Source organism: Pseudomonas hunanensis (assembly GCF_013393325.1).
GTDB classification, from domain to species: Bacteria; Pseudomonadota; Gammaproteobacteria; order Pseudomonadales; family Pseudomonadaceae; genus Aquipseudomonas; species Aquipseudomonas putida_P.
This window is the reverse complement of the sequence record NZ_QJRC01000101.1, coordinates 142,655-166,354: the sequence shown is the minus strand read 5'-3', so window position 1 is coordinate 166,354 and position 23,700 is coordinate 142,655. Positions and strand designations below refer to the sequence as shown.

Here is a 23,700-nt window from a genome sequence, read left to right as displayed (position 1 = left end):
CGCTTGCTTGCGCAAGCCGGAGCAGCCGGCGCCTTTTTGCGTTCCCCACAGGAGCCCGCCCATGGCCAACAGCGAAGTGCGCAGCGTCTGCCCCTACTGCGGCGTTGGCTGCGGCATCGTCATGAGCGTTGCCGATGGCAAGGTCGGCAAGATCAGTGGCGACAAGCAGCACCCCAGCAACTTCGGCCGCCTGTGCACCAAAGGCCTCACCGCACACCTGCCGCTGAGCGCCGCCGGGCGCATGGCTGACGCCTATGTGCGCCAGCAACGTAGCCAGCCGCCGGTGCGCACCAACATGGACCAGGCCATCACCGACACTGCCATGCGCCTGCGCGGCATCATCGACCAGCACGGCGCTGACGCCGTGGCGCTGTACGTGTCCGGGCAAATGTCCCTGGAGGCCCAGTACTTGGCCAACAAGCTGGCTAAAGGCTTTATCCGCACCCGCCATATCGAGTCCAACTCGCGCCTGTGCATGGCCAGCGCGGGCAGCGGCTACAAGCTGTCGCTGGGCGCCGATGGCCCACCCGGCAGCTACCAGGACTTCGAGCACGCCGACGTATTCCTGGTGATCGGCGCCAACATGGCCGACTGCCACCCCATTCTGTTTCTGCGCTTGCTCGACCGGGTCAAGGCCGGGGCCAAGCTGATCGTCGTCGACCCCCGGCGCAGCGCTACCGCCGACAAGGCTGACCTGTTCCTGCAAGTACGCCCAGGCAGCGACATGGCCTTGCTCAACGGCTTTTTGCACTTGCTGCAGCGCAACGGCCACACCAACCCCGACTTCATCGCCCGCCACACCGAAGGCTGGGACGAACTGCCACCCTTCCTCGACGACTATACCCCCGAGCGCGTAGCCGCCATCACCGGGCTGGCGGAGGCCGATATCATCCAGGCCGCCGATTGGATCGGCAGCGCCAGCAACTGGATGAGCTGCTGGACCATGGGCCTTAACCAGAGCATCCACGGCACCTGGCACAGCAACGCCATCTGCAACCTGCACCTGGCCACGGGCGCCATCTGCCGCCCCGGTAGCGGCCCGTTCTCGCTGACCGGCCAGCCCAATGCCATGGGCGGCCGCGAGATGGGCTACATGGGGCCTGGCTTGCCAGGCCAGCGCTCGGCGTTGGTGGCAACGGACCGCGCCTTTGTCGAGCAGCAGTGGCAGCTGGCGCCGGGCAGCCTGCGCAGCGAAGGCGGTGAGGGCACGGTGGCGCTGTTCGAGCAGATGAAGGCCGGAGAAGTGAAAGCCTGCTGGATCATCTGCAGCAACCCGGTGGCCAGTGTCGCCAACCGCCAGCAAGTAATCGACGGGCTGCGCGAGGCCGAACTGGTGATTACCCAGGATGCATTCCTCGACACCGAAACCAACCGCTACGCCGACATCTTGCTGCCGGCCGCGCTGTGGGCCGAAGGCGAGGGTGTGATGATCAATAGCGAACGCAACCTGACGCTGATGCCGCGCGCTGTCGAGCCGCCAGGGCAAAGCCTGCCCGACTGGCAGATCATTGCCCGTGTGGCCTGTGCCATGGGCTATGCCGACGCATTCGACTACCCCGATGCCGAAGCGGTGTACGAGGAAATTCGCCGCTTCCACAACCCGCTGACCGGCTACGATCTGCGCGGCATCGGCTATGCCGAACTGCGTACGCAACCGCGCCAGTGGCCCTGTGCGCCGGGCCGTGAACAGGCGCGAAGCCCACTGCGCTACCTCAACGACGGCAGCAGCCAGGCGCTGTTGCTCGATGCCCAGGGGCAGCGGCCGGCCCTGGCCTTCCCGACCGCCAGCGGCAAGGCGCGCTTCTTCGCTCGGCCTTGGCTGCCGGCGCCGGAGTTGCCGAATGACGACTACCCCATGGTGCTGAATACCGGCCGCGTGCAGCACCAATGGCACACCCTCACCAAGACCGGCAAGGTGCCGGCGCTGAACAAGTTGGAGCCTGGTCCCTTTGTCGAAATCCACCCCGAAGATGCTGCCCGGTTGGGAGTGGCAGAAAAGGACCAGGTGGCCATTCGCTCGCGGCGTGGTCAAGCCGTGCTACCGGCGCGTATCAGCGACCGGGTCATGCCGGGCAACTGCTTCGCGCCGTTTCACTGGAACGACCTGATCGGCGAGCAGTTGGCAATCAATGCCGTGACCTGCGATGCGGTCGACCCGTTGTCACTGCAGCCTGCCTTCAAACATTGCGCCGTGGCCCTGGAGCGGGTCGCAAGTGAGCGCATCGATGCCCTCGACCTGAACACTGCCACTTCGGAGCCTGCTCGCATGCCGACCGCCACCCTGTCCCGTCTGCTTGGCCTGGACACCCTGCCGACCCCGGTGCTGGCCGAAGAAGAGCGCCATTACCTGCAAGGTTTCCTGCTGGGCCTGGACCAAGCCCGCGCCGAGGGCGTGCCCGCCCTGCCGGCCAGTGCGCCGCTGGCTGCCAACCGGCGGCTGTTCGTCGACGGTTTGCTGGCCGGGCTGTTCGCCCAGCCCGCCACTGCGCCCCCAGCGGCGCTGACAGTGCCACTGCATCAGGTGCTGTGGGCCTCGCAGACCGGCAACGGCGAGCTGCTGGCCGAACGCTGTGCCGAGCGCCTGCGCGGTGCTGGCCTGAGTGTGCAACTCAGTTGCATGGAGGCGGTCAGCCCAAGCCAGTTGCGGGGCGCTGCCAGTGTGGTGTTGATTGCCAGTACCTTTGGCGATGGCGATGCACCCGACAGCGCGGCGGCATTCTGGCAGGCGCTGCAGGGCGAGGAGGGCGCCCATTGCGCCGAGCTGCCCTATGCCGTGCTGGCCCTGGGCGACTCCAGTTACGATCAGTTCTGCGGCTTTGGCCGCAAGCTCGACCTGCGCCTGGCCGAGCTGGGAGGGCGGCGCCTGCTGCAACGGGTGGACTGCGAGCCGGATTTTGACGAAGCCTTTGCGGGCTGGCTCGAGGCATTGCTAGCCGAGCTGGGCAGTGCCACGGCGCCACTACCGGCCAGCGACCCCGCACCCGTGGCGGCCTACAGCAAGCAACAACCCTGGGCTGCCACCTTGCGGGAAAATCGCCTGCTCAATGGCCCCGGTGCCAGCAAGGAAACCCGCCAGTTGGTCTTCGACCTGAGCGGTAGCGGATTCACCTACGCCGCCGGTGACGCCTTGGGCGTGTGGCCGCGCAATTGCCCGGCCCTGGTCGACGAGCTGCTGGCACTGACGCAGCTTGATGGCCAGGCCATGGTCGAGTTGAAAGGCCAGCCTGCCATGCCACTGGCCGAAGCCCTGCAGGCGCATCTGGAAATTGCCAAGGTAAGCCCTCAACAGCTGCAAGCATTTGCAGGCAATGCGCCCGACCTGCAGCGCCTGCTGCAGCCCGCGTGCAAGGCCGAGCTGCAGGACTGGTTGTGGGGCCGGCAGTTGACCGATGTGCTGCGCGCCTTCCCCCAGCAGTTGCCACTGGCCCACTGGCTGGAGCTGCTCAAGCCGTTGCAGCCGCGGCTCTACTCGATCAGCTCCAGCCCGCTGGCGCACCCGGAGCAGGTGCACCTGACGGTTTCCACGGTGCGTTATGGCGAACGTAAAGGCGTGTGTTCAAGCTTCCTTGCTGACCGTGCGCAGGCACTCAAGGTGGCAATTTTCCCGCAGGTGTCGAAGCACTTTCGCCTGCCCGAGGACGACAATGTGCCGGTAATCATGGTTGGCCCTGGCACTGGTATTGCGCCGTTTCGCGCCTTCCTCGAAGAACGGGAGGCGCGGGGGGCGAAAGGCGGTAACTGGCTGTTCTTTGGCGAGCAGTACGCGGCAACCGACTTCTATTACCGGGAACAATTGCAGGCCTGGCAGGCAGGTGGTCATCTACGGCTGGATACAGCGTTTTCCCGCGACCAGGCCGAGAAGATCTATGTACAGCAACGCCTGCGAGAGCAGGGAGCACAGGTATGGCAATGGCTGGAGGCAGGCGCGTATTTTTATGTCTGCGGGGATGCCCAGCGCATGGCCAAGGATGTGGATGCGGCGTTACGTGAAGTCATTGCCGTGCACGGGAAAGTGGATGCGGATGCCTATGTCGAAACATTGAACAAGGCCAAGCGGTATAGGCGCGATGTGTACTGAGCGCACCGGGATGGGCTGTTGTGCACTGTGAATGTGCATACCTGTGCCGGCCTCTTCGCGGGTGAACCCGCTCCTACAGGTACCGTACAAGTCTGCCGACCTTTGGAGATCCCTGTGGGCGCGGGTTCACCCGCGAAGAGGCCGCCACAGGTAAAGCAATTGGCACAGTCCCTGCTTTATCTCCAATACAACAAGCCCCGCTGATCAACGGCGATCAACCCGGGCCCCTACCGTGATGAATACAGGCAAAGGCGCCTGGAGCTTCGGCTCCAGGCGTTTTTTTTTGATCGAGGATCGGCTTATGAAGGCAACAGTGAGCAGCGGGCAACGAGAGCGACTGGTCATCGTCGGCAACGGCATGGTCGGCCACCATTGCGTCGAACAACTGGTCAGCCGTGGCGCCCTGCAGCGCTTTGAGGTGCGGGTGTTCGGCGAAGAGCGCCAACGCGCTTACGACCGCGTGCACCTGTCCGAATACTTCGGTGGCAGTTGTGCCGAAACCCTGGCCCTGTGCGAGCACGATTTCTACAACGCCAACGGCGTGCACCTGCACCTGGGTGAGGCTGTGCTGGAGATCGACCGCGAGCGCTGCGAGGTGGTCACCGCCGAGGGCCGATACGGCTACGAGCAACTGGTGCTGGCCACCGGTTCCTACCCCTTCGTACCGCCGATCGAAGGCTCCAGCGGCAATGCCCGGCTGGTGTACCGCACCCTGGACGACCTTGATGGCATTCGCGCTGCCGCAGCCGGTGCGCGTCGTGGCGTGGTGGTCGGTGGCGGCCTGCTTGGCCTGGAAGCCGCCAACGCCCTCAAGTCGCTGGGCCTGGAAGCCCACGTCGTTGAATTCGCTCCACGGCTTATGCCGGTGCAGTTGGACGGTGAGGGCGGTGCCGCGCTTAAAGCGCAGATCGAGGCGCTGGGCGTGGGGGTGCACCTGTCACGTGCCACCCAGTCGATCAACGACGGTGAAAGCTACCGCTATCGCATGAACTTCGACGGCGGCGAGCACCTGGAAACCGACCTGGTCGTGTTCTCCGCTGGTATCCGCCCACAGGATGCCTTGGGCAGAGCCTGCGGCCTGGAGATCGCCGCGCGCGGCGGTGTGGTGATCGACAATCACTGCCGCAGCAGCGACCCACGCATCTTTGCCATTGGAGAGTGCGCCTCGTGGAACGGCAGCGTTTTCGGCCTGGTTGCCCCAGGCTACGGCATGGCCCGCAACCTGGCGGCGTTGCTGATGGGGGAGGCGGCGGTCGCGTTCACCGGCGCCGACATGTCGACCAAGCTCAAGTTGTTGGGTGTGGATGTCGGCTCGATCGGTGATGCCCATGGCGCCACCCCTGGCGCGCGCAGCTACCGCTTCATCGACGAGGCCAACAGCGCCTACCGCCGGCTGGTGGTGGACGCCAGCGGCAAGCATGTGCTCGGCGCGGTGCTGGTGGGCGACAACAGCTATTACGACACCCTGCTGCAATACGCCCAGAACGGCATTGCCTTGCCGGCCGACCCGGCAGCACTGATCTTGCCGCAAGGCGGTGGCGCACCGGCCTTGGGCGCTGACGCATTGCCCGACAGCGCGACCATCTGCTCCTGCCACAACGTCAGCAAGGGCGCGGTGTGCGCGGCCATCGACAGCGGTTGCAGCGATCTTGCGGCGGTCAAGGGCTGCACCAAGGCTGCCAGTGGTTGCGGTGGTTGCGCGGCCCTGCTCAAGCAGGTGTTCGAGCATGAATTGACCGCCCGCGGCGTGGCGGTGGACAAGAGCCTGTGCGAGCACTTCGCCTACACCCGTCAGGAACTCTACGGGCTGGTGCGGGTTGAGGGTATTCGCACCTTCGGCGAACTGCTCGAACGCCACGGCAAAGGCCACGTTGGCTGTGACATCTGCAAGCCGGCGGTGGGCAATATTCTCGCCTCGTGCTGGAACCAGCCGATCATGGACCCGGCGCTGGTGCCGCTGCAGGACACCAACGACACCTTCATGGCCAACATGCAGAAAAACGGCACCTACTCGGTGGTGCCGCGCATACCGGGGGGGGAAATAACCCCCGACAAGCTCATCGTCATTGGCCAGGTGGCCAAGAAGTACGATTTGTACACCAAAATCACCGGCGGCCAGCGCATCGACCTGTTCGGTGCCCAGTTGCATGAACTTCCGCTGATCTGGGGCGAGCTGATCGAAGCCGGCTTCGAAACCGGCCACGCCTACGGCAAATCGACCCGCACGGTGAAGTCGTGCGTGGGCAGCACCTGGTGCCGTTACGGCGTGCAGGACAGTGTCGGCATGGCCCTGCGCCTGGAGGACCGCTACAAAGGCCTGCGCAGCCCGCACAAGCTCAAGTTCGCCGTGTCCGGCTGCACCCGCGAATGTGCCGAGGCGCAGAGCAAGGACATTGGTGTAATCGCCACCGACAAGGGCTGGAACCTGTACGTGTGCGGCAACGGCGGCATGCGCCCACGGCATGCCGAACTGTTCGCCACCGACCTGGACGATGAAACCCTGGTACGCCTGATAGACCGCGTGCTGATGTTCTACATCCGTACCGCCGACAAGCTGCAACGCACCTCGGTATGGCGTGAGAACCTGGACGGTGGGCTGGACTACCTGAAGCAGGTGATCATCGACGACAGCCTGGGCTTGGCCAGCGAGCTGGAAGCGCAGATGCAGCATGTGGTCGACCAGTACGAATGCGAATGGGCCAACGCCCTCAACGACCCGGAGAAGCTCAAGCGCTTCCGCACCTTCGTCAATGACCGGCGTGCCGACCCGGACGTGCACTTCGTGCGCGAACGCGAACAACGCCGGCCGGCTGCACCGCTGCACCTGATCCCAACTGTCGAGGAGGCTGTCTGATGAACCTGTCTAATGCTGCTGTGAAAACTCAAGCGAACTGGCAGGTGGTGTGCCAGGCGCAAGACCTGGTGGCCGAGTCCGGGGTGGTCGTGTGGCTGGATGGCGCCCAGGTGGCGCTGTTCTACCTGCCGGGGCAGACCCAACCGCTGTATGCCGTGGACAACCGCGACCCGCGTTCCGGCGCCAACATCATTGGCCGTGGGTTGGTAGGCAGTGTGCAGGGTGAGTTGGTGGTGGCGGCGCCGTTGTACAAGCAGCATTTCAGCCTGCAGAGCGGCGAGTGCCTGGAAGATGCCGGGCAACAGCTTCGGGTGTGGTCGGTGCGATTCAATGGCGAGGCGGTGGAGTTGGCGGTGGCCTGATGTTCAGCTGCTGCTTGCGGCGATGCGTTAAGCTTGCCGCATGAACCTCGATACCCGCATTAAATACCGCCACCTGCTGTGCTTCCTGGAGATTGCCCGGCAGGGCAGCCTGGCCAGGGCTGCCGACGTGCTTGCGATCAGCCAGCCGGCCATTTCCAAAACCCTCAAGGAACTTGAGGACCTGTTGGAGGCGCGCTTGTTCGCGCGCAGCCGTCAGGGTGTCGAGCTGACCCCCGCCGGGACGCGCTTCATGCGTTATGCCGGGCCCAGCGTGCAGGCCCTGCGCGATGGTGTCAGCAGTTTGCGTGGCGAAGCGCGGGCGCCGTCACAGGTGCGTATAGGCGTGCTGTCCACGGTCGAGGGCCTGCTCATGCCCGAGGTGTTGTGCCGCCTGCACCAGCGCCATGACGCGCTGGTGATCAGTGTGGTCACCGGGGTCAGTGCTCAGCTGCTCGGCCAACTGCACCTGGGCGAACTGGAGCTTGTGGTCGGGCGCATGACCGACAGCCCGCAAATCCAGGGCCTGTCGTTCGAGCACCTGTACAGCGAATCGATGAGCCTGGTGGTACGCCCCGGTCACCCGCTGCTGGCCAGCGCGCCGGTGGAGCGAGCCCAGGTGGGGCGTTACCCGTTGGTGCTGCCCCCGGCGGGCACCACCATCCGCCAGCATGCCGACAGCCTGTTTGTGCAATGCGGTATCCAGATGCCGGCGCAGCGCCTGGAAACCTTGTCGCTGGCCCTGAGCCGGCGTTACCTGCTGGGCAGTGATGGACTGTGGGTGGCGCCCCGCGACGCGGTCTTGCTGGACCTGCGCCGTGGCGAGTTGGTCGAGCTCGACCTGGGCGTGCGCGAGCCGGGCGGTTCGGTCGGCATCTGCCGTAACGCCGCCCTGCCGCAAAGCTTGCCTGGGCAATGGGTGTGCGAGGTACTGCGTGAGGTGGCAGGGGAGTATCGCGAGGGTCAATATCCCTGATTGCAGGCTTTTCAGAATCCAGCGAAATAAATCCCTGGTTGGACCGCGCAAAAACGGCACAACGGGTCAATACTGGCCAATGGCTGCAAACGCTCGCATTAATAAGCGTTTAACAACTGAACTTCCTTACTAAAACCCGCTCCTATGCCGGTAGCCATTGGTCATGGCCGCCTGCTAAGCTCGCGGCTTTACCCTGATTGCCCTTATGGCGCATGAACAAGGAAATAGCATGAAACAGCATCGTTTGGCGGCTGCGGTTGCCCTGGTAGGCCTGGTACTGGCTGGCTGTGACCAACAGGCCAGCAGCCCCGAGCTGAAGACTCCGGCGCAGAAAGCCTCCTACGGTATCGGCCTGAACATGGGCAAGAGCCTGGCTCAGGAAGGCATGGAAGACCTTGATTCCAAAGCAGTCGCCCTCGGCATCGAAGACGCCGTCAGCAAGAAAGAGCAGCGCATCAAGGATGAAGAGCTGGTAGAAGCGTTCACCGCATTGCAGAAGCGCGCCGAAGAGCGCCTGGCCAAGGCCAGCGAAGAAGCCGCCTCCGCCGGCAAGAAGTTCCTCGAAGAAAACGCCAAGAAGCCAGGCGTGGTCACCACCGCTTCGGGCCTGCAGTACGAAGTGGTCAAGAAGGCCGACGGCCCGCAGCCTAAGCCGACAGACGTGGTCACTGTCCACTACGAAGGCAAGCTGATCGATGGCAAGGTATTCGACAGCTCCGTAGAGCGTGGCAGCCCGATCGACCTGCCGGTCAGCGGCGTGATCCCAGGTTGGGTCGAAGGCCTGCAGCTGATGCACGTTGGCGAGAAATACAAGCTGTTCATTCCGGCTGAACTGGCCTACGGCGCACAAAGCCCGAGCCCGTTGATCCCGGCCAACTCGGTACTGGTGTTCGACCTGGAACTGATCGCCATCAAGGACCCGGCCCAGCTGCAAGGTGCCGAGCCTGAAGGTGAGGCCCCGGCCGAAGCGCCTGCGGAAGCACCTGCCAAGTAACATTGGCTGGTAGTCGCAAACGCCCCGCACTGACGGGGCGTTTTCGTTTGTGCCGATTGGACGAACCTGCAACAGCTGATACTGTCCGAGGAGATGAAGCGTAAAGATGTAGGACGTTTCTGACGCAAATCGTTTGCGGCTTAGCCAGCCCCGGTGTGAAACGACTGTGTAAAAAACGCCCGATCTGACCGGGACCCTTGCCTGGCAGGCACCGGAGGTCAGAAATATCGCCCTGTTCACAAGGTTATCCACAATAAATGTGGATAACCTTTTCTTCTCGGAGGCTCCATGAGCGCACCCTGGAATTTCGCCCGCTTTCTGCCATTGGCCGAGCGCCTGCTCAGCCGCGGCCGCTTGCCGGCCTTGCTGTTCGCGGTGGCGCGCAAAGGCCCGCGCCTCGGCCAGCTGCGTGAAGATGTGAAGCTGTTACAGTCGCTGTGCCTGGCCTGGTGGCGCGGCGAGTACCGCGCCATCAGCCCTGGGGCGCTGGTCACCATCGTGGCTGGCCTGCTGTATTTCGTCAGCCCCATCGATGCCATCCCCGACTGGCTGCTGGGGGTGGGTTTTCTTGATGACATCGCGGTGCTGGGCTGGGTGCTGAAAACCGTGTCCGACGAGCTGGCGCGCTTCAAAGCCTGGCGCGATAGCCAGGCGCCCGAACGGCTGCGCGTGGTCGAGCGCCTGCCCGCCACCCCGCAGGCGCTGCGGCTGGAACGCAATACGCACTAAGAGCGGCCTGAGCCTTCACTGCACCTCAACTGCACAGACCCCAGAGTTGGTAATATAATTGGCATAAGGGTTATGCCTACGGATTACATGCTGTAATCCTTTTTAAAGGGGTTTGTAATGGGTATTCAGGTCATCAGCCGGGACGGTCAGCCCGAGTACGCAGTCGTTCCCTGGGAGCAATACCAGGCCTTGCTCAAGGCTGCGGGGCAGGCACCTGCCGAGGCGGTTGTCAGTGAAGCGCAGGGGGGGGCGGCCAGTGCGCCATTACCGGCCTTCAGCGAAGTCGCCCAGATTCGCCAGGCCAAGGGCATTGCCCCTGAGCAACTGGCGCGCAATGTCGGGGTGAGCCCGGCGTATCTGGCCATGATCGAATCGGGCGAGCGCCAACCGGATGCTGCCATCCGCCGCGCCTTGGCCTGGCATCTTGGGGTGGCTGGCTGGAGCGAGCCATCATGAGCCAGGTCAGGATCAGCCGTCAGCACTGGGATAACCTGCTGGGCGAGCTTGACCTGGCCCGTCGACAACGTCACCTGCTGACGTACCGAGCGTTGATCGAGCGCTTGCAACTACCCAGCCCGGCCATGCAGACGCTGACCGCCGCGCTGGAATACCTGGCCGTGTTGGATGCCCGTGCCGAGCAGCCCTTGCGCAGTTCGCTGGTGATCAGCCAAGGCGCCAGCCGTTTGCCGCGTACTGGCTTTTTTGAGTGTGTCGAGCGGCTGGGGCGGTTTACCGGGCCGGTCGATGGTATGGAGGCCGCTTCTTGGCATGCCTCCGAGGTGGTCCGGGTGTTCGAGTACAGCTACCCCGAGTCTGCCTGATCAGGCTTCTTCACGGGTGAATCGGTCCGTTAAGAGGCCGTAACAAGCAGTGCATCCCTGTGGATCAATCCGCAGGCCCTGCCGTCCGCATCCACCACCTCCAGTACATTCAGGTGCTGATGCCGTCCAAGCAGCTCCAGCAATTGCCCGATCGTGGCATTCAAGCGCACTGTCGGTTGCTCGGCCGGCGGCAGGCTCGTCAGCGCCGGTAGTTCCCGCACCCCCAGCTCCTGCGGCCGTCCCAGCAGGTAACCCTGCACCAGGTCTACCCCCATCTCCCTCAGCACCGCCAGTTCCTCCGCCAGCTCGATGCCTTCGGCAATCACCTGCGCCTTTGACGCCCGGGCGATCTGCAAGATTGAGCCGACGAACTCGCGTTTGAGCGGGTCGCGGTGGATACCGTCGATGAAATGCCGGTCGATCTTCACGTATTCGGGGCGCAGCTCCGACCACAGGCGCAAGCTCGAATAGCCCGCCCCCAGGTCGTCGATGGCGATCGAAAAGCCCATGTCGCGGTAATGGTGCAGGGCGTTGGACAGCAGCTGGAAGTCGTCGGTGGGGGTGTGCTCGGTCAGCTCGATCACCACCCGGCTGGGCGGCAGGCCGACCTGTTCGAGCAGTTTAAGGGTCAGGCCGGAGGGGTAGTGTGGCTCCAGCAGCGATTCAGGCGAGATGTTGAGAAACAGCTTGCCCTGCAGTTGCTGCTCACTGAAGCGTCGGCAGGCGCTCTCCCGGCAGGCGGCCTCCAGCTCGGTCAGGCGGCCGGCCTGGCGGGCGATGGTAAACAGGTTCAGCGGCGCGTGCAGCGGGCTGTTGGAAGGGCCACGGGTCAGCGCTTCATGGCCGAACACCCGTTGCTCGCTCAGGCACATGATCGGCTGGAACAAGCTGTGGATACTGCGTTGAGCCAGGATGGCACTCAAGGCATCGAGCTGTTCGGCAACGGTCATGACGTAATCCTGAAAATGAAAGGGCCGGGCATCTGCATGCCCGGCCCTCGTATTTCACGACAGCGCGATGACTGTTTGATGACAGGTCACATTAATTTGCCATCATTGCCGCGTTGCCTTACTTCTTGGCCACCTTGGTGCTGGCGCTGAGGTAGTCGATCAGGATGCGACCGGTTTCCGACAGGTAGGCGTCGTCTTCCGGCTTGGTGTTTTCATCTTCGGCCGGCAGCGCGTCTTCATCCTCTTTCTTCAGCTCTTTCAGCGGCTCTTCACCCTTGGCCTTGCGGCGGACGTTTTCCAGCGCCAGTTGCTTGGCCTCGATTTCATCATGGCGTGCACGACGTTCCTGTTCGTTCAGGCTGACGGTTTTTTCATTCATCAGCTTCTGGGTCAGGGCCAGCCGGTCGCGGATGTAGGTGAACTCGGCATCCTTGTCACTGCGTGCTTCATGCTGCGCCTTGAGCTGGGCCAGGAACGGCTTGAACGGGTCGGACGCCGGCCTGATCGCCGGGCGAATGGTGTCCCACGGCATGGCTTCGGGCAGCGCGCTCTCGCCGATTTCCTTGGTGTCGATGATCGACGGGTAGTCGATGTCCGGCAGCACGCCTTGGTGCTGGGTGCTTTGCCCAGAAACCCGGTAGAACTTGGCCAGGGTCAGCTTCAGTTCGCCATGGTTGAGTGGCTGGATGGTCTGCACGGTGCCTTTGCCGAAGGTCTGGCCACCGATGATCAGTGCGCGGTGGTAGTCCTGCATGGCGCCGGCGAAGATCTCCGAAGCCGAGGCCGACAGCCGGTTCACCAGCAGCGCCAGCGGGCCTTTGTAGAAGGCACCTGGGTTTTCGTCTTCCAGCACGTCGACGCGGCCATCGCTGTTGCGCACCAGCACGGTCGGGCCTTTCTCGATGAACAGGCTGGTCAGCTCAGTGGCTTCCTGCAACGAGCCGCCGCCGTTGTTGCGCAGGTCGATGACCACGCCGTCGACTTTTTCCTTCTGCAGTTCGGTGAGCAGTTTTTTCACGTCACGCGTGGTGCTCTTGTACTCCGGGTCACCTGCACGGTAGGCCTTGAAGTCCAGGTAGAAAGCCGGGATCTCGATGATGCCCAGCTTGTAGTCACGCCCGTCCTGCTTGAGCTTGAGCACCGACTTTTTCGCTGCCTGTTCTTCAAGCTTCACCGCTTCACGGGTGATCGACACGATCTTGCTGGTCTGGTCGCTAGGCGCGTTGCTGGCCGGGATGATTTCCAGGCGCACCACCGAACCTTTCGGGCCGCGGATCAGCTTGACCACTTCGTCCAGGCGCCAGCCGACCACGTCGACCATTTCCTTGTTGCCCTGGGCCACGCCGATGATCTTGTCGGCCGGGGCCACTTGCTTGGTCTTGGCGGCCGGGCCTGCCGGCACCAGGCGCACAATCTTGACCTGGTCGTTGTCGCTTTGCAGCACCGCGCCGATGCCTTCGAGCGACAGGCTCATGTTGATGTCGAAGTTTTCGGCGTTGTCCGGCGACAGGTAGTTGGTGTGCGGGTCGTAGGACTGGGCGAAGGTGTTGATGTAGGCCTGGAAGATATCCTCGGCACGGGTCTGGTCCAGGCGCGCCAGCTGGTTCTTGTAGCGCTTGGTCAGGGTTTCCTGGATCTGCTTGGGTTCCTTGCCGGCGATTTTCTGGCGCAGCACTTCGTCTTTCACGCGCTTGCGCCACAGGTCGTCGAGCTCGGCCTGGTCCTTCATCCACGGTGCGTCCTTGCGGTCGATCAGCAAGGTTTCCTTGGTGGTGAAGTCGATCTTGTCCACGCCTTTGTTCAGCTCGGCCAGGGCGAAGTCCAGGCGTTGCTTGACGCGGTCGAGGTAGCGTTTGTAGATGGTGAAGCCTGGGTCCAGGTTACCGCTCTTGAGGAAATCGTCGAATTGCGTTTTCCACTTGTCGAACTCGGCGATGTCGGCAGCGGTGAAGTAGCTGCGCGCCGGGTCCAGCAGCTTGATGTAGCTGTCGTAGATGATGACCGAGCGGGCATCGTCCAGGGGGGGCTTGCTGTAGTGGTGGCGCTTGAGCAATTCCACCACGTTGAGGCTGGCGACGATCTCGTCGCGGTCCGGTTGCAGGCTGTCCCACTTGTTGGCGGCCGCCGCATTGCCGCCGAGCGTGAGGCTGCCCAGGCCGATCATGACAGCGAGGGCGGTGCTTGGGAGGAAATGCTTCATGCTGATTCGACGTGGAGGCAATTGATCACGCATAGTAGGCCGTCTTTTCCGTTGCCGGTTCCATGGAACCGGGCAAATACTGCAAAAAGCCTGGGGTGTGCGTTCCCCAGGCCCAGTCATGATTCAACTATGGAGGCACTGTGAAGGCATTGCAAGGCGTTGACGGACATGTGGAGTGGGTCGAGGCCGAACGCCCGGCCTGTGACGCGGGCCAAGTGCGCATTCGCGTGGCCGCAGCGGGGCTGAACCGCGCTGATCTGCTGCAGATGAAAGGTTTGTACCCGCCACCACCAGGGGCCAGCCCGTACATGGGCCTGGAGTGTGCCGGGGTGGTTGAAGAGGTAGGTGCGGGTGCCGATTGGCGGGTGGGCGACCGCGTTTGCGCGCTGCTGGCCAGCGGCGCGATGGCCGAGGAAGTGGTGGTCGATGCCCGTCACGTACTGCCGGTGCCCGAAGGCCTGAGCCTGCAGGAAGCAGCGGCGTTGCCGGAGGTGTATGCCACCGCCTGGCTGAACATCTTCCAGCTCGGTGCTGTGAAGGCTGGCGAGAAGGTGTTGGTGCACGCCGGTGCCAGTGGCGTTGGCTCGGCCGCCATCCAGCTGTGCAAGGCGTTTGGCAGCCCGGTGTGGGTCAGCGTCGGTTCGCAGGACCGCCTGGCTTATTGCCAAGCGCTGGGTGCCGCGGGTGGTGTGGTACGTAACGAGAACCTGGACGCGCTGGAAGGTTTTGGCCCGTTCGACGTGATTCTCGACCCGGTGGGCGCCAGCTACGGTGAGCTCAACCTGAAGCTGCTGGCCCGTGACGGGCGCTGGGTGATCATCGGCCTGATGGGCGGGCGCAAGTTCGAGCTGGACCTGGCGCAGGTGCTGGGCAAGCGCCTGGAGATTACCGGCTCCACGCTGCGTAACCGTGATGACGGCTTCAAGGCCGAACTGCTGAGTGAGTTGCAGCAGCAGGTGTGGCCGCTGTTTGCCGAAGGGCGCTTGTCGCCGCAGCTGGTCGATACCTACCCGGTGGAGTTTGCCCAGGCGGCGTATGCCGAGCTTGAGACCAATCAGGTGTCAGGAAAGCTGGTGATGGTGATCGACGCGAGCCTGGTGTAAGCAGGCCTGGCCCCTTCGCGGGTACCCCGCTCCCACCGGGATCGCACCCTTTCGTGGAAGCGGGTTCACCCGCGAAGAGGCCAGAACAGGCAATGAAGTACTTTCAGCTCCAGCTCAGGATCGGCCAGCCATTGGTCTGGGCATGTTCACGCAATACCGCATCGGGGTTCACCACATGCGGATGGTCCACCTTCAGTAACAACGGCAGGTCATTGCGTGAGTCGGAATAGAAACTCGCCCCCTCCAGATTTTCCTGCTCCTGATCCAACCACTCCAGCAGCCGGGTGATCTTGCCCTCGCGGTAGGTCAGCACCCCGTGGGTCTTGCCGGTATACACCCCGTTCACCGCTTCCAGCTCGATTGCCAGGTACTCGTCCACCCCCAGCCGCGCCGCAATCGGCCCGACCAGGTGCGTCCCCGAAGCAGAAATGATCAGAATGCGATCGCCACGCTTGCGGTGTTCGGCAATGCAGCGGCAGGCGTCGCCATAGATGATCGGTTCGATCACGTCTTCCACCCACGGCTCCACCAGGTGCTCGACTTCTTCCAGGGTACGCCCGGCAATCGGCTCCAGGCTGAAGGCCATGTAGTCCTCCATCTGCAGGTGGCCCTTGCCGTAGGCTTCCATCAGTTCATGGTCGCGGCGCAGGAAATCCTTGCCGTCGACCCAGCCCAGCCGGGCCATCTGCTCGCTCCACAGCGACGCGCAGTCGCCGTGGATAAGGGTTTCGTCCAGATCGAAAATTGCCAGTGCCATTGTGTTGAGTCTCCTTAGGCCACTTCCCGCAGCGCCGTGGGGTCGATCGACAAGCTTACCCGTTTTCCGTCCGCGTGCAGGTCTGCCGGCGAGCGGTTGAGTACATCGACCACCAGCTCCACTTCGCGCACCTTTACGCGGTAGCGAATCACGTTGCCCAGCAGGCTGTGGCTACGCACTTCTGCGTCTAGTTCGCCGTTCACGCCCAGGGTGATCGACTCCGGGCGGATCGCCAGGCGGCTGGCCACCGGGCGCTGCAGCAGGCGGCTGGCGCTGTCGGCGTCGAGCAGGTTGTAGTTGCCGATGAAGCCGGCGGCAAACAGGTCCACAGGCGCTGTGTACAGGGTTTCGGCATCACCACTCTGGACGATGCGGCCCTGGTTCATCAGGAAGATGCGGTCGGACAGGGTCAGCGCCTCTTCCTGGTCGTGGGTGACGAAGATGGTGGTCAGCCCCAGCTCGCGCTGGATGGCGCGAATCTGCTCGCGCAGGTGCTTGCGGATACGCGCATCCAGTGCCGACAGCGGCTCGTCGAGCAGCAGCAGGCGCGGGCGGGTGACCAGCGAGCGGGCCAGGGCCACGCGTTGGCACTGGCCGCCAGACAACTGGTGCGGGTAGCGCCCGGCGAATGTGCCCAGCTCAACCAGCTCCAGGGCCTCGCGCACTCGCAGCTGGCTTTCGTCGGTTTTGACTTTCTGCATGCGCAGGCCAAAGGCGACGTTCTGCTCCACGGTCATGTTGGGGAACAGTGCGTAGCTTTGGAACACCATGCCGATGCCACGTTTTTGCGGGCTTAGCGGCACGATGTCGTGGCCGTCGAGGAGGATCTGCCCGCTGTCCACCGGGGTCAGCCCGGCGATGCAGCGCAGCAGGGTGGATTTGCCGCAGCCGGACGGGCCCAGCAAGGTGACGAACTCGCCGCGTTCGATGTGGCAGTCGATGTTCTCGAATACCGGGCTGCCGGCGTAGCTCTTCTGCAGTTTCTGTACGCTGACGAAGCTCATGTCAGGTCTTGTCCTTGTTCAGGCGGTTGGCGACCCAGGTCAGTATCAGCACGAAGGCGAAGTAGGAGATCACCAGTGCGCTGTTGAAGTGGCCGCTGCTGTTGCGCATGTTGTTCAGGTACACCTGCAGGGTCTCGTAGCGGGTGCCGACCAGCAGGTTGGCGAATACGAATTCGCCGAACAGGAACGAGAACGACAGCAGCAACGCCACCATCAAGCCCTTGCGCAGGTTGGGCAGCACCACCAGCAGTGCTGCCTGCCAGGTGCTGGCGCCGAGCAGCTGCGCGGCGTCCATCAGGTCGCGCAGGTTGATGGCCTGCAGGTTGTTGGTAATGGCTCGGTACATGAACGGCAGCGCGATGGTGAAGTAGCAGCCGATCAGGATCCACGGTGTGCCGACCATGGCCATCGGCCCGCTGCCGTACAGTTGCAGCAACCCCACCGACGACACCACCGGCGGTACCGCGAAGGGCAGCAGGATGAGGATGTTCATCAGTGCGTCGAGTTTGGGGAAGTGGTAGTGCACCACGAACAGCAGCGGCAATATCAGCACCACCGACAGCAACAGCGCGCCCACGCACACCAGCAGTGACTGGCCGAAGGCTGCCAGAAAGCGCGGCTCGCTCCACAATGCCGCATACCATTTCAGGGTCAGGCCACTGGGCAGCAGGCTGGCCGACCAACTGGTGGCCAGCGAGTAGAGCAGGGTGCCGGCCAATGGCAGCAGCAGGATCAGGAACAGCAGGTACACCACCACGCGATGGTACCAGCCGCCGGAAAGGGCGTCAGCGCGCATGGTAGCTCCTCTTCAGCAGCCATTGATGCACCACCGTGACCAGCGTCATCAGCCCCACCAGCACCATGGCCAGGGCGCTGGCCAGGTTCGGGTCGAGGCTGATATCGCCGGCCACCAGGCCGGCGATACGGATCGGCAGTACGTTGAAATTACCCGTGGTCAGTGCGTACACGGTGGCGTAGGCACCGAGGGCGTTGGCCAGCAGGATGACGAACGTGCCCAGCAGTGCCGGGGTCAGCACCGGCAGGCCGATGTGCCGCCAGTACTGCCAGTGGTTGGCGCCCAGCAGTGCGGCCGACTCGCGCCAGTCTTCACGCAGCGCGTCGAAGGCGGGGTACAGCAGCAATACGCCCAGCGGGATCTGGAAGTAGGTGTACACCAGGATCAGCCCGCTCTTGGAATAGATGCTGAAGTCTTCCAGCAGGCCGACCTGCTTCAGCAGCAGGGTCAGTGCGCCGTTGAAACCCAGCAGGATGATGAAGGCGAAGGCCAGCGGCACCCCGGCAAAGTTGCTGGTCATGTTGGCGAAGGCACTGACGAAGTCGCGCAGCTTCGAGTCCACCCGGCGCAGTGAATAGGCGCCGAGGGTGGCGATGACGATGCCGAACAGGCTCGACCAGAAGCTGATTTCCAGGCTGCGTTGCAATGCCTGCAGGTAAAACTTCGAGGCGAATACCTTGCTGAAGTTGTCGATGCCCCAGCCGGCGTCCGATTGCAGGCTGTTGGTCGCCACCCAGGCCAGCGGGGCGACCTGGAAGATGACGAAGAACACGGCGAACGGCAGCAGGCAGAGCAGGGCCAGGTAGCGGCCACGGGCGCCGCCATTCACTTCAGCAACTCCCGGCAAACCGTTTTGTCGTGCGCGGCGCCCAGCAGCTCGCAGATGGTGCCGCACAGCTCGGTCTGCAGCGGTTTGGCGGCCGGGTCCAGGCTGAAGGCGTCGCCAAACACGAACAGCGGCACTTCGCGCTCCTCGGCCAGCAGGCCGTTGTGCGAGCGGTCGTTGTTCATGCCATGGTCGGCGGTAACCAATACCTGATAGCCCTCTTCGAGCCAACCCGGCAGGTAGTCGGCCAGCAAAATATCCACGCTGCGCGCAGCGTTGCGGTACTGGCTGCTGTCCAGGCCGTGACGGTGGCCGATGTCGTCAACGCTCATAGGGTGCACCAGCAGGAAGTTGGGGGCGTGACGGCGGCGCAGGTACTCGCCGTCGGCCAGCAGGTGCGAGTCGGGGTAACGGTCGTCCCAGTAGAACAGCCCGTGCTGGATCGGCAGCTTGGGCGCATGGGTGTGGCGGTCGCGCTGCGGGTCGAAGGGCGAGCGGTTGTACAGTTCGCTCATCCAGTGATAGGCCGCGGCTGCGGTGCCCAGGTTGGCCTCGCGGGCGTAGTGGAACACGCTGCGCTGGTTGGACAGGCGGTTGATGTTGTTGTGCACGATGCCGCTGTCGATCGGCGGCACGCCGGTGAGGATGCATTCGTACAGCGGCCGCGACAGCGACGGCAGCTCGCATTCCACCCGGTATAGCGCGGCGCGGTCGGCCTCGACGTAAGCGTGCAGGTGGCCCATGGCGTGGTGAGCGACCTGGTAGTTGAGGCCGTCCAGCAGGACCAGGATGACGTTGTGGCTCATTCAATACTCCGCAAAGGAACCGGGGAGGGCTTCGCCCTCCATTCGCGACACAAGGCCGCTCCCCCAGGGACAGCGAAAACCTCTGGGGCGACGCGGGCCCTGTAGGAGCGGCCTTGCGTCGCGATGGGCTGCGCAGCAGCCCCAGGATGGTCCTGCCTTACTCCATTTCGATGATCACTTGCTCCTGCCACATCTGCGGCAGTTTCTTCGAGGTGGCTTCCCAGGCTTCGGCGTTCTTGATCGGCTGGGCAGCACCGTACTGCTCGTTAGGCAGCAACTTGGCTTGCACATCCGCTGGCAGCTTCAGGTGCTCGGCACGGATCGGCCGCGCATGCCCCTTGGCCAGGTTGATCTGCCCGGCGTCGCTGAAGATGTACTCGCGGGTCAGCTTGGCCGCATTGGGGTGCTTGGCATACTTGTTGATGACCGTGGTATAGCCGGAAATCACCGAACCGTCCGACGGGATCAGCACCTCAAAGCGTTTGGGGTCGATCTGTTCACGGTAGCTCAGGCCGTTGAAGTCCCACACCACGCCAACTTCCACTTCGCCCTTTTCCAACGTCTGGATAGTCGGGTTGGCCAGCGACAGGCGCTTCTGCTGGGCCAGCTTGGTGAACAGCTGCAGGCCCGGCGCCACGTTGCTCTCGTCGCCTTTGTAGGCAATGGCCGCGGCCAGCACGCCGTTGGCGGCCTGGGCGGCGGTGCCGACGTCGCCGATGGCGACCTTGTACTTGCCTTTTTCCAGGTCATGCCAGGACGTCGGGCGTTCGCCTTCCTTGACCAGGTCTTTGTTGATGATGAAGGCGATGGTGCCGGTATAGGCCAGTGCCCAGTGGCCGTCCTTGTCCTTGGCCCACTCCGGCACCTGGTCCCAGGTGCTTGGCTTGTAGGGCTGGCTGACGCCCTTGGTCACTGCGATCGGGCCGAAGGCGGCACCCACGTCGCCGATGTCGGCGCTGGCGTTGTCCTTCTCGGCTTCGAACTTGGCGATCTCCTGCGCCGAACTCATGTCGGTGTCGCTGTGCTTGAGGCCGTACTTGCTGGCCAGGTCTTCCCAGGTGCCTTTCCAGTTGGCCCAGGCATCGGGCATGCCCACGCTGTTGACCGTGCCTTCCTTGCGGGCGGCATCTTCCAGGGCCTTGAGGTCCGCGGCCATGGCCGAGGTGCAGAACGCGATGGCAGAGCCGAGCAGTGACGCCATGAACAACTTTTTCATCCGTAGCTCCTTGGGTGGGTGCCTTTTACCGATCGTTGTTATGAGTGAAACCGTTGCCTGGAACCTTTGGTCTAGGTCAGCAAACCTTGAGCCAAGGTAGGCCGCTTGCGTGACAGTTTGATGTAGGGAAGGGCCCGCGCAGGTGGCCGAGGGCTCCTGGCAATACAGCGTAGACCATGGCGCAGCCCCGGTTTTGCTGGGCTGGCCCGATTCTGGCAGTGCTCTGGGCGCAACCTTGTCACAGGATGTTCATCAGCCCTGCCTAGGCTTGCACTATTCTCCCAATGCCCTGTTCTGGGGCTGGAATAGTCCAGATAGGTAACCCTTGATGCAGCCGATGCCACCGCGAGCGGTAACAGCCATCTGCCATGCCCTGCAGGAGCAGATCGAGCACGGCCTGTTGGCGCCGGGCGGCAAGCTGCCGGCCGAGCGCCGGCTCAGCGAGGTGTTCGACACCACGCGTATCACCCTGCGCGAGGCGCTAGCCCAGCTGGAGGCCCAGGGCTTGATCTACCGCGAAGAGCGCCGCGGCTGGTTTGTCGCGCCCGAGCGGTTGACCTACGACCTGATCGAGCGCAGTCACTTCCATGCCATGGTGCGCGAGCAGGGTCGGGTGGCCAGTACCGAACTGCTGTCGGCGCGGCTGCAGCCGGCTTCGGCGGCCATCTGCGCGCGCTTGCAGTTGCCGGCGTTGTCCAGCGTGGTGCTTATCTGCCGCTTGCGGCGGATTGACGGGCGGGCGGTGCTGTATGCCGAGCACTACCTCAACCCCCGGTATTTTCCGGAGATTCTCGAACAGGATCTGGCGCAGTCGCTGACCGAGATTTATGGGCGAGTGTATGGCATCGAGTATGGGCAGGTGTGCTTTGAAATTTTGCCGACGGCGTTGCCGGTGGAGGCGGCGGGGGCGTTGAAGGTGTCGGTGGGTAGCCCGGGGTTGCACATCACTCGGGTCAACAGCGACCAGCATGGGCACCTGATCGACTGTGACCTGGAGTACTGGCGGCATGATGCCATCCGCATCCGCGCCCTGGCTGGCTAGGACGCCTTAACTGGAGGAACCGGAGTCTGCGACTGTTCCTCCACCGGCCGTCACCACCTGCACCGACAGCCGCGGCGTCGCCAGATCCAGCCCCGCCTCATCCAGCTGCCGCTTGAGCGCCAGGTTGAACGCCCGCGACACTTCCCATTGCTTGATCGGTGCGGTCTTGAAGCGTGCCCGCAAGATTGCCGAACCCGACTCGAAGCTCTCCACCCCCTGCAGCTCCAGCGGCGACCAGATGTTGCGGCGCATCAGCGGGTCATTGCGCAATTTTTGCCCCACTTCCCGAATCAGCGTGATCGCCTGGTCGATGTTCATGCTGTGCGGGATGGCCACGCGGAAGATCGCGTAGCCGAACTCCCGCGAGTAGTTCTTGATGCTCTTGATTTCGCTGAACGGGATGGTATGCACGATGCCGTCGATATCGCGCAGGCGCACGGTACGAATGGTCAGCCCCTCCACCGTGCCCAGGTGCCCGCCGACATCCACGTAGTCGTCGATGGCCAGCGAGTCTTCGATGATGATGAACAGACCGGTGATCAGGTCGGCCACCAGCGACTGCGCGCCAAAACCGATGGCCAGGCCGATGACACCGGCACCGGCCAGCAGCGGTGTGACGTTCATGCCCATGTTGGCCAGGGCGACGATCACCGCAATGATGAAGATGATCACGAACATCACGTTGCGGATCAGCGGCATCATGGTTTGCGCGCGGGCATTGGCCAGCCCCCGGCGCGAGCGCACCAGGGCATGGTGTACGGCGGTGTCGGCCAGGATCCACACCAGCCAGGCGACGATCAGCGTGCCCGCCAGGCCCAGCAGGCGCAGGCTGATGTCGTGGCCGTCGCCTTCGGCGAAGCTGATCATCGACACGCCCCACACGCGCAGGCCCAGTTCGATGAACACCAGCCAGATGAACAGGTGCACCAGCAAATAGCCGAAGTTGCGCAGGCGCTCTGTGTACACCGCCTGGCGTTTGTTGGCGCGTTTGGGGTTGGCGGCGTGGCGGCGAACCAGGCCGTTGAGCACCATGCACACCACCACCAGCACCGTGCACATCAGCGACTGGCGCAGGGCGGTGCTGGTGTCACCGGCGGAGACGAAGGTGGCGAACAGCGAAATGGCCACCAGGATCAGCGCCGGGATGAACCAGAAGCTGCCGAGGATCTCGATGGTGTCGCTGAGGGTGCGGCGGGTCAGGCGCCGCGACAATGGCTGGTTGCGGATCAGGTGGGCGATCGGGCGGCGAAAGCGCAGGATGAACAGCCCGGTGCACAGTGCTGCAACCACGTTGGCCAGGGTGGCCAGGGCGTGGGCCAGGTGGGTACCGAGGGCCACCAGCATGCGTGGGTCGCTCATTGCCTCGCCAAAGGCGGCGAAACTGCCGATCAGCCACAGTGGGCGGAACGCCTTGTGCCGCAGGATGTGCAGGGCGCGGTGGCGGTGTGGGCCGTCCAGCAGCGAGAAGGCGATGACACAGATGGCCGAGAAGCAGGTACCGACCACCAGCGCGTAGGCCAACACCATCGCCAGCGATTTGCCAAGCGACGGTGGCAGCACGAAGCTCAGGTACACGGTGAACACCAGCGCCACCAGCCAGGGGCCGAGCTTGCGCAGGGCGAAGCGCACCAGGTCCCAGGTGCGCGGGTGCTGTGGCAGTTCTTCACTCAGGCCAAAGCGCAGGCGTACCCGGTGACCGACCCAGTTGAAGGCGTAGGCCAGCACGCTCCACACGGCAATCACTGCAGCAAAGCCGAACAGGATCGCAGGCCACTGGTGCACCGGCACCATCAGCTCGGTCAGCTCGGCCTGGGCTTGTTCGATTTCCGCGGCCCAGCGGTGGAACGGGCTGGCATCGCCGCTGAACTGTTTCTCAAAGTCATGCAGAGCGCCGCCGATCAGGCCGAGCACGCCTTGCTCGACGCTGGGTTGCGATTGCTTCGTGGCGTCGCGCAGCTTTTTCAGGTCGGCCAGCAGCTTGGCCCGTTGCTGATCGTTTTCAAGGTTTTTGATCACCTCGTCCAGCGACTTGCCCAGCGGCTCGGTGGCCTCCGGTTGCGCGGGCGCACTGCCGCCCAACAGGCCGGGCAGGCCCGCCGCCTGTACCGGGGTGATGAACAGCACAAGCAGCAGGAACAGGTAACGCAGGAGGGCAGGCACAGGCAAATCTACCTCAGGTCAAACGATTG

19 protein-coding genes are annotated in these 23,700 nt (G+C 63.6%); 10 read left to right on the top strand and 9 right to left on the bottom strand.

What is annotated here, in order from left to right; genetic code table 11:
• Positions 1-61: 61 nt before the first annotated feature.
• From DM807_RS25805 to DM807_RS25770, 8 genes are all read left to right on the top strand, one after another.
• On the top strand, positions 62-4,078 hold the full coding sequence (locus DM807_RS25805) for a bifunctional nitrate reductase/sulfite reductase flavoprotein subunit alpha (protein ID WP_179028134.1): 4,017 nt from the start codon (positions 62-64) through the stop codon (positions 4,076-4,078).
• A 301-nt stretch (positions 4,079-4,379) separates the two neighbouring features.
• A complete protein-coding gene (nirB, locus tag DM807_RS25800; RefSeq protein ID WP_179028133.1) occupies positions 4,380-6,932 on the top strand; it encodes a nitrite reductase large subunit NirB in 2,553 nt (850 codons plus the stop codon).
• Entirely contained in the window at positions 6,932-7,294 is a 363-nt protein-coding gene (gene nirD, locus DM807_RS25795; protein ID WP_179028132.1) for a nitrite reductase small subunit NirD, read from the top strand. The genes nirB and nirD overlap by 1 nt, the downstream gene beginning before the upstream one ends.
• Positions 7,295-7,334: 40 nt before the next feature.
• Entirely contained in the window at positions 7,335-8,267 is a 933-nt protein-coding gene (gene pcaQ, locus DM807_RS25790) for a pca operon transcription factor PcaQ (RefSeq protein ID WP_060492604.1), read from the top strand.
• Positions 8,268-8,496: 229 nt separating this feature from the next.
• The gene (gene bamJ, locus DM807_RS25785) at positions 8,497-9,261 is read left to right on the top strand and encodes a BamJ family beta-barrel-assembly machinery protein (protein ID WP_060492603.1); all 765 of its coding nucleotides are present in this window, start codon (positions 8,497-8,499) and stop codon (positions 9,259-9,261) included.
• Between the two features lie 288 nt (positions 9,262-9,549).
• Positions 9,550-9,990, top strand: a complete 441-nt coding sequence (locus tag DM807_RS25780; RefSeq protein WP_012270988.1) for a YkvA family protein — start codon at positions 9,550-9,552, stop codon at positions 9,988-9,990.
• Positions 9,991-10,107: 117 nt separating this feature from the next.
• Positions 10,108-10,446, top strand: coding sequence for a helix-turn-helix domain-containing protein (locus DM807_RS25775; protein WP_060514529.1), 339 nt, complete (start codon positions 10,108-10,110; stop codon positions 10,444-10,446).
• Positions 10,443-10,811, top strand: a complete 369-nt coding sequence (locus tag DM807_RS25770) for a hypothetical protein (protein WP_012270990.1) — start codon at positions 10,443-10,445, stop codon at positions 10,809-10,811. The genes DM807_RS25775 and DM807_RS25770 overlap by 4 nt, the downstream gene beginning before the upstream one ends.
• Positions 10,812-10,840: 29 nt before the next feature.
• Here the strand turns inward: DM807_RS25770 and DM807_RS25765 are convergent, their stop codons facing one another.
• Together DM807_RS25765 and DM807_RS25760 are read right to left on the bottom strand one after the other, a co-directional pair.
• A complete protein-coding gene (locus DM807_RS25765) occupies positions 10,841-11,761 on the bottom strand; it encodes an EAL domain-containing protein (RefSeq protein ID WP_012270991.1) in 921 nt (306 codons plus the stop codon).
• A gap of 118 nt (positions 11,762-11,879) precedes the next feature.
• Entirely contained in the window at positions 11,880-13,961 is a 2,082-nt protein-coding gene (locus DM807_RS25760; RefSeq protein ID WP_171577290.1) for a carboxy terminal-processing peptidase, read from the bottom strand.
• Between the two features lie 140 nt (positions 13,962-14,101).
• Between DM807_RS25760 and DM807_RS25755 the strand changes: the two genes are divergently transcribed.
• Positions 14,102-15,064: an NAD(P)H-quinone oxidoreductase gene (locus tag DM807_RS25755; RefSeq protein WP_060492600.1), complete on the top strand. Its 963-nt coding sequence runs from the start codon at positions 14,102-14,104 to the stop codon at positions 15,062-15,064.
• A 103-nt stretch (positions 15,065-15,167) separates the two neighbouring features.
• On the opposite strand, the gene DM807_RS25750 is transcribed toward DM807_RS25755, so the two are convergent.
• From DM807_RS25750 to DM807_RS25725, 6 genes are all read right to left on the bottom strand, one after another.
• Positions 15,168-15,821: an HAD family hydrolase gene (locus tag DM807_RS25750; protein WP_179028131.1), complete on the bottom strand. Its 654-nt coding sequence runs from the start codon at positions 15,819-15,821 to the stop codon at positions 15,168-15,170.
• Positions 15,822-15,835: 14 nt separating this feature from the next.
• Positions 15,836-16,825, bottom strand: coding sequence for an ABC transporter ATP-binding protein (locus DM807_RS25745; protein ID WP_060492599.1), 990 nt, complete (start codon positions 16,823-16,825; stop codon positions 15,836-15,838).
• Between the two features lies 1 nt (position 16,826).
• Positions 16,827-17,621: an ABC transporter permease gene (locus DM807_RS25740; RefSeq protein WP_012270996.1), complete on the bottom strand. Its 795-nt coding sequence runs from the start codon at positions 17,619-17,621 to the stop codon at positions 16,827-16,829.
• Positions 17,611-18,450 carry an ABC transporter permease gene (locus DM807_RS25735; protein ID WP_012270997.1) on the bottom strand — a complete coding sequence of 280 codons (840 nt, stop codon included), beginning with the start codon at positions 18,448-18,450 and terminating at the stop codon, positions 17,611-17,613. Before DM807_RS25735 ends, DM807_RS25740 begins: the two co-directional genes overlap by 11 nt.
• Complete coding sequence (locus DM807_RS25730) at positions 18,447-19,253, bottom strand: alkaline phosphatase family protein (RefSeq protein ID WP_012270998.1); 807 nt, start codon at positions 19,251-19,253, stop codon at positions 18,447-18,449. The genes DM807_RS25735 and DM807_RS25730 overlap by 4 nt, the downstream gene beginning before the upstream one ends.
• Before the next feature lie 157 nt (positions 19,254-19,410).
• The gene (locus DM807_RS25725) at positions 19,411-20,469 is read right to left on the bottom strand and encodes an ABC transporter substrate-binding protein (protein WP_012270999.1); all 1,059 of its coding nucleotides are present in this window, start codon (positions 20,467-20,469) and stop codon (positions 19,411-19,413) included.
• A gap of 328 nt (positions 20,470-20,797) precedes the next feature.
• Between DM807_RS25725 and DM807_RS25720 the strand changes: the two genes are divergently transcribed.
• Complete coding sequence (locus tag DM807_RS25720; RefSeq protein ID WP_012271000.1) at positions 20,798-21,511, top strand: UTRA domain-containing protein; 714 nt, start codon at positions 20,798-20,800, stop codon at positions 21,509-21,511.
• A 6-nt stretch (positions 21,512-21,517) separates the two neighbouring features.
• Here the strand turns inward: DM807_RS25720 and DM807_RS25715 are convergent, their stop codons facing one another.
• On the bottom strand, positions 21,518-23,671 hold the full coding sequence (locus DM807_RS25715) for a mechanosensitive ion channel family protein (RefSeq protein WP_069942251.1): 2,154 nt from the start codon (positions 23,669-23,671) through the stop codon (positions 21,518-21,520).
• Between the last annotated feature and the right edge of the window lie 29 nt (positions 23,672-23,700).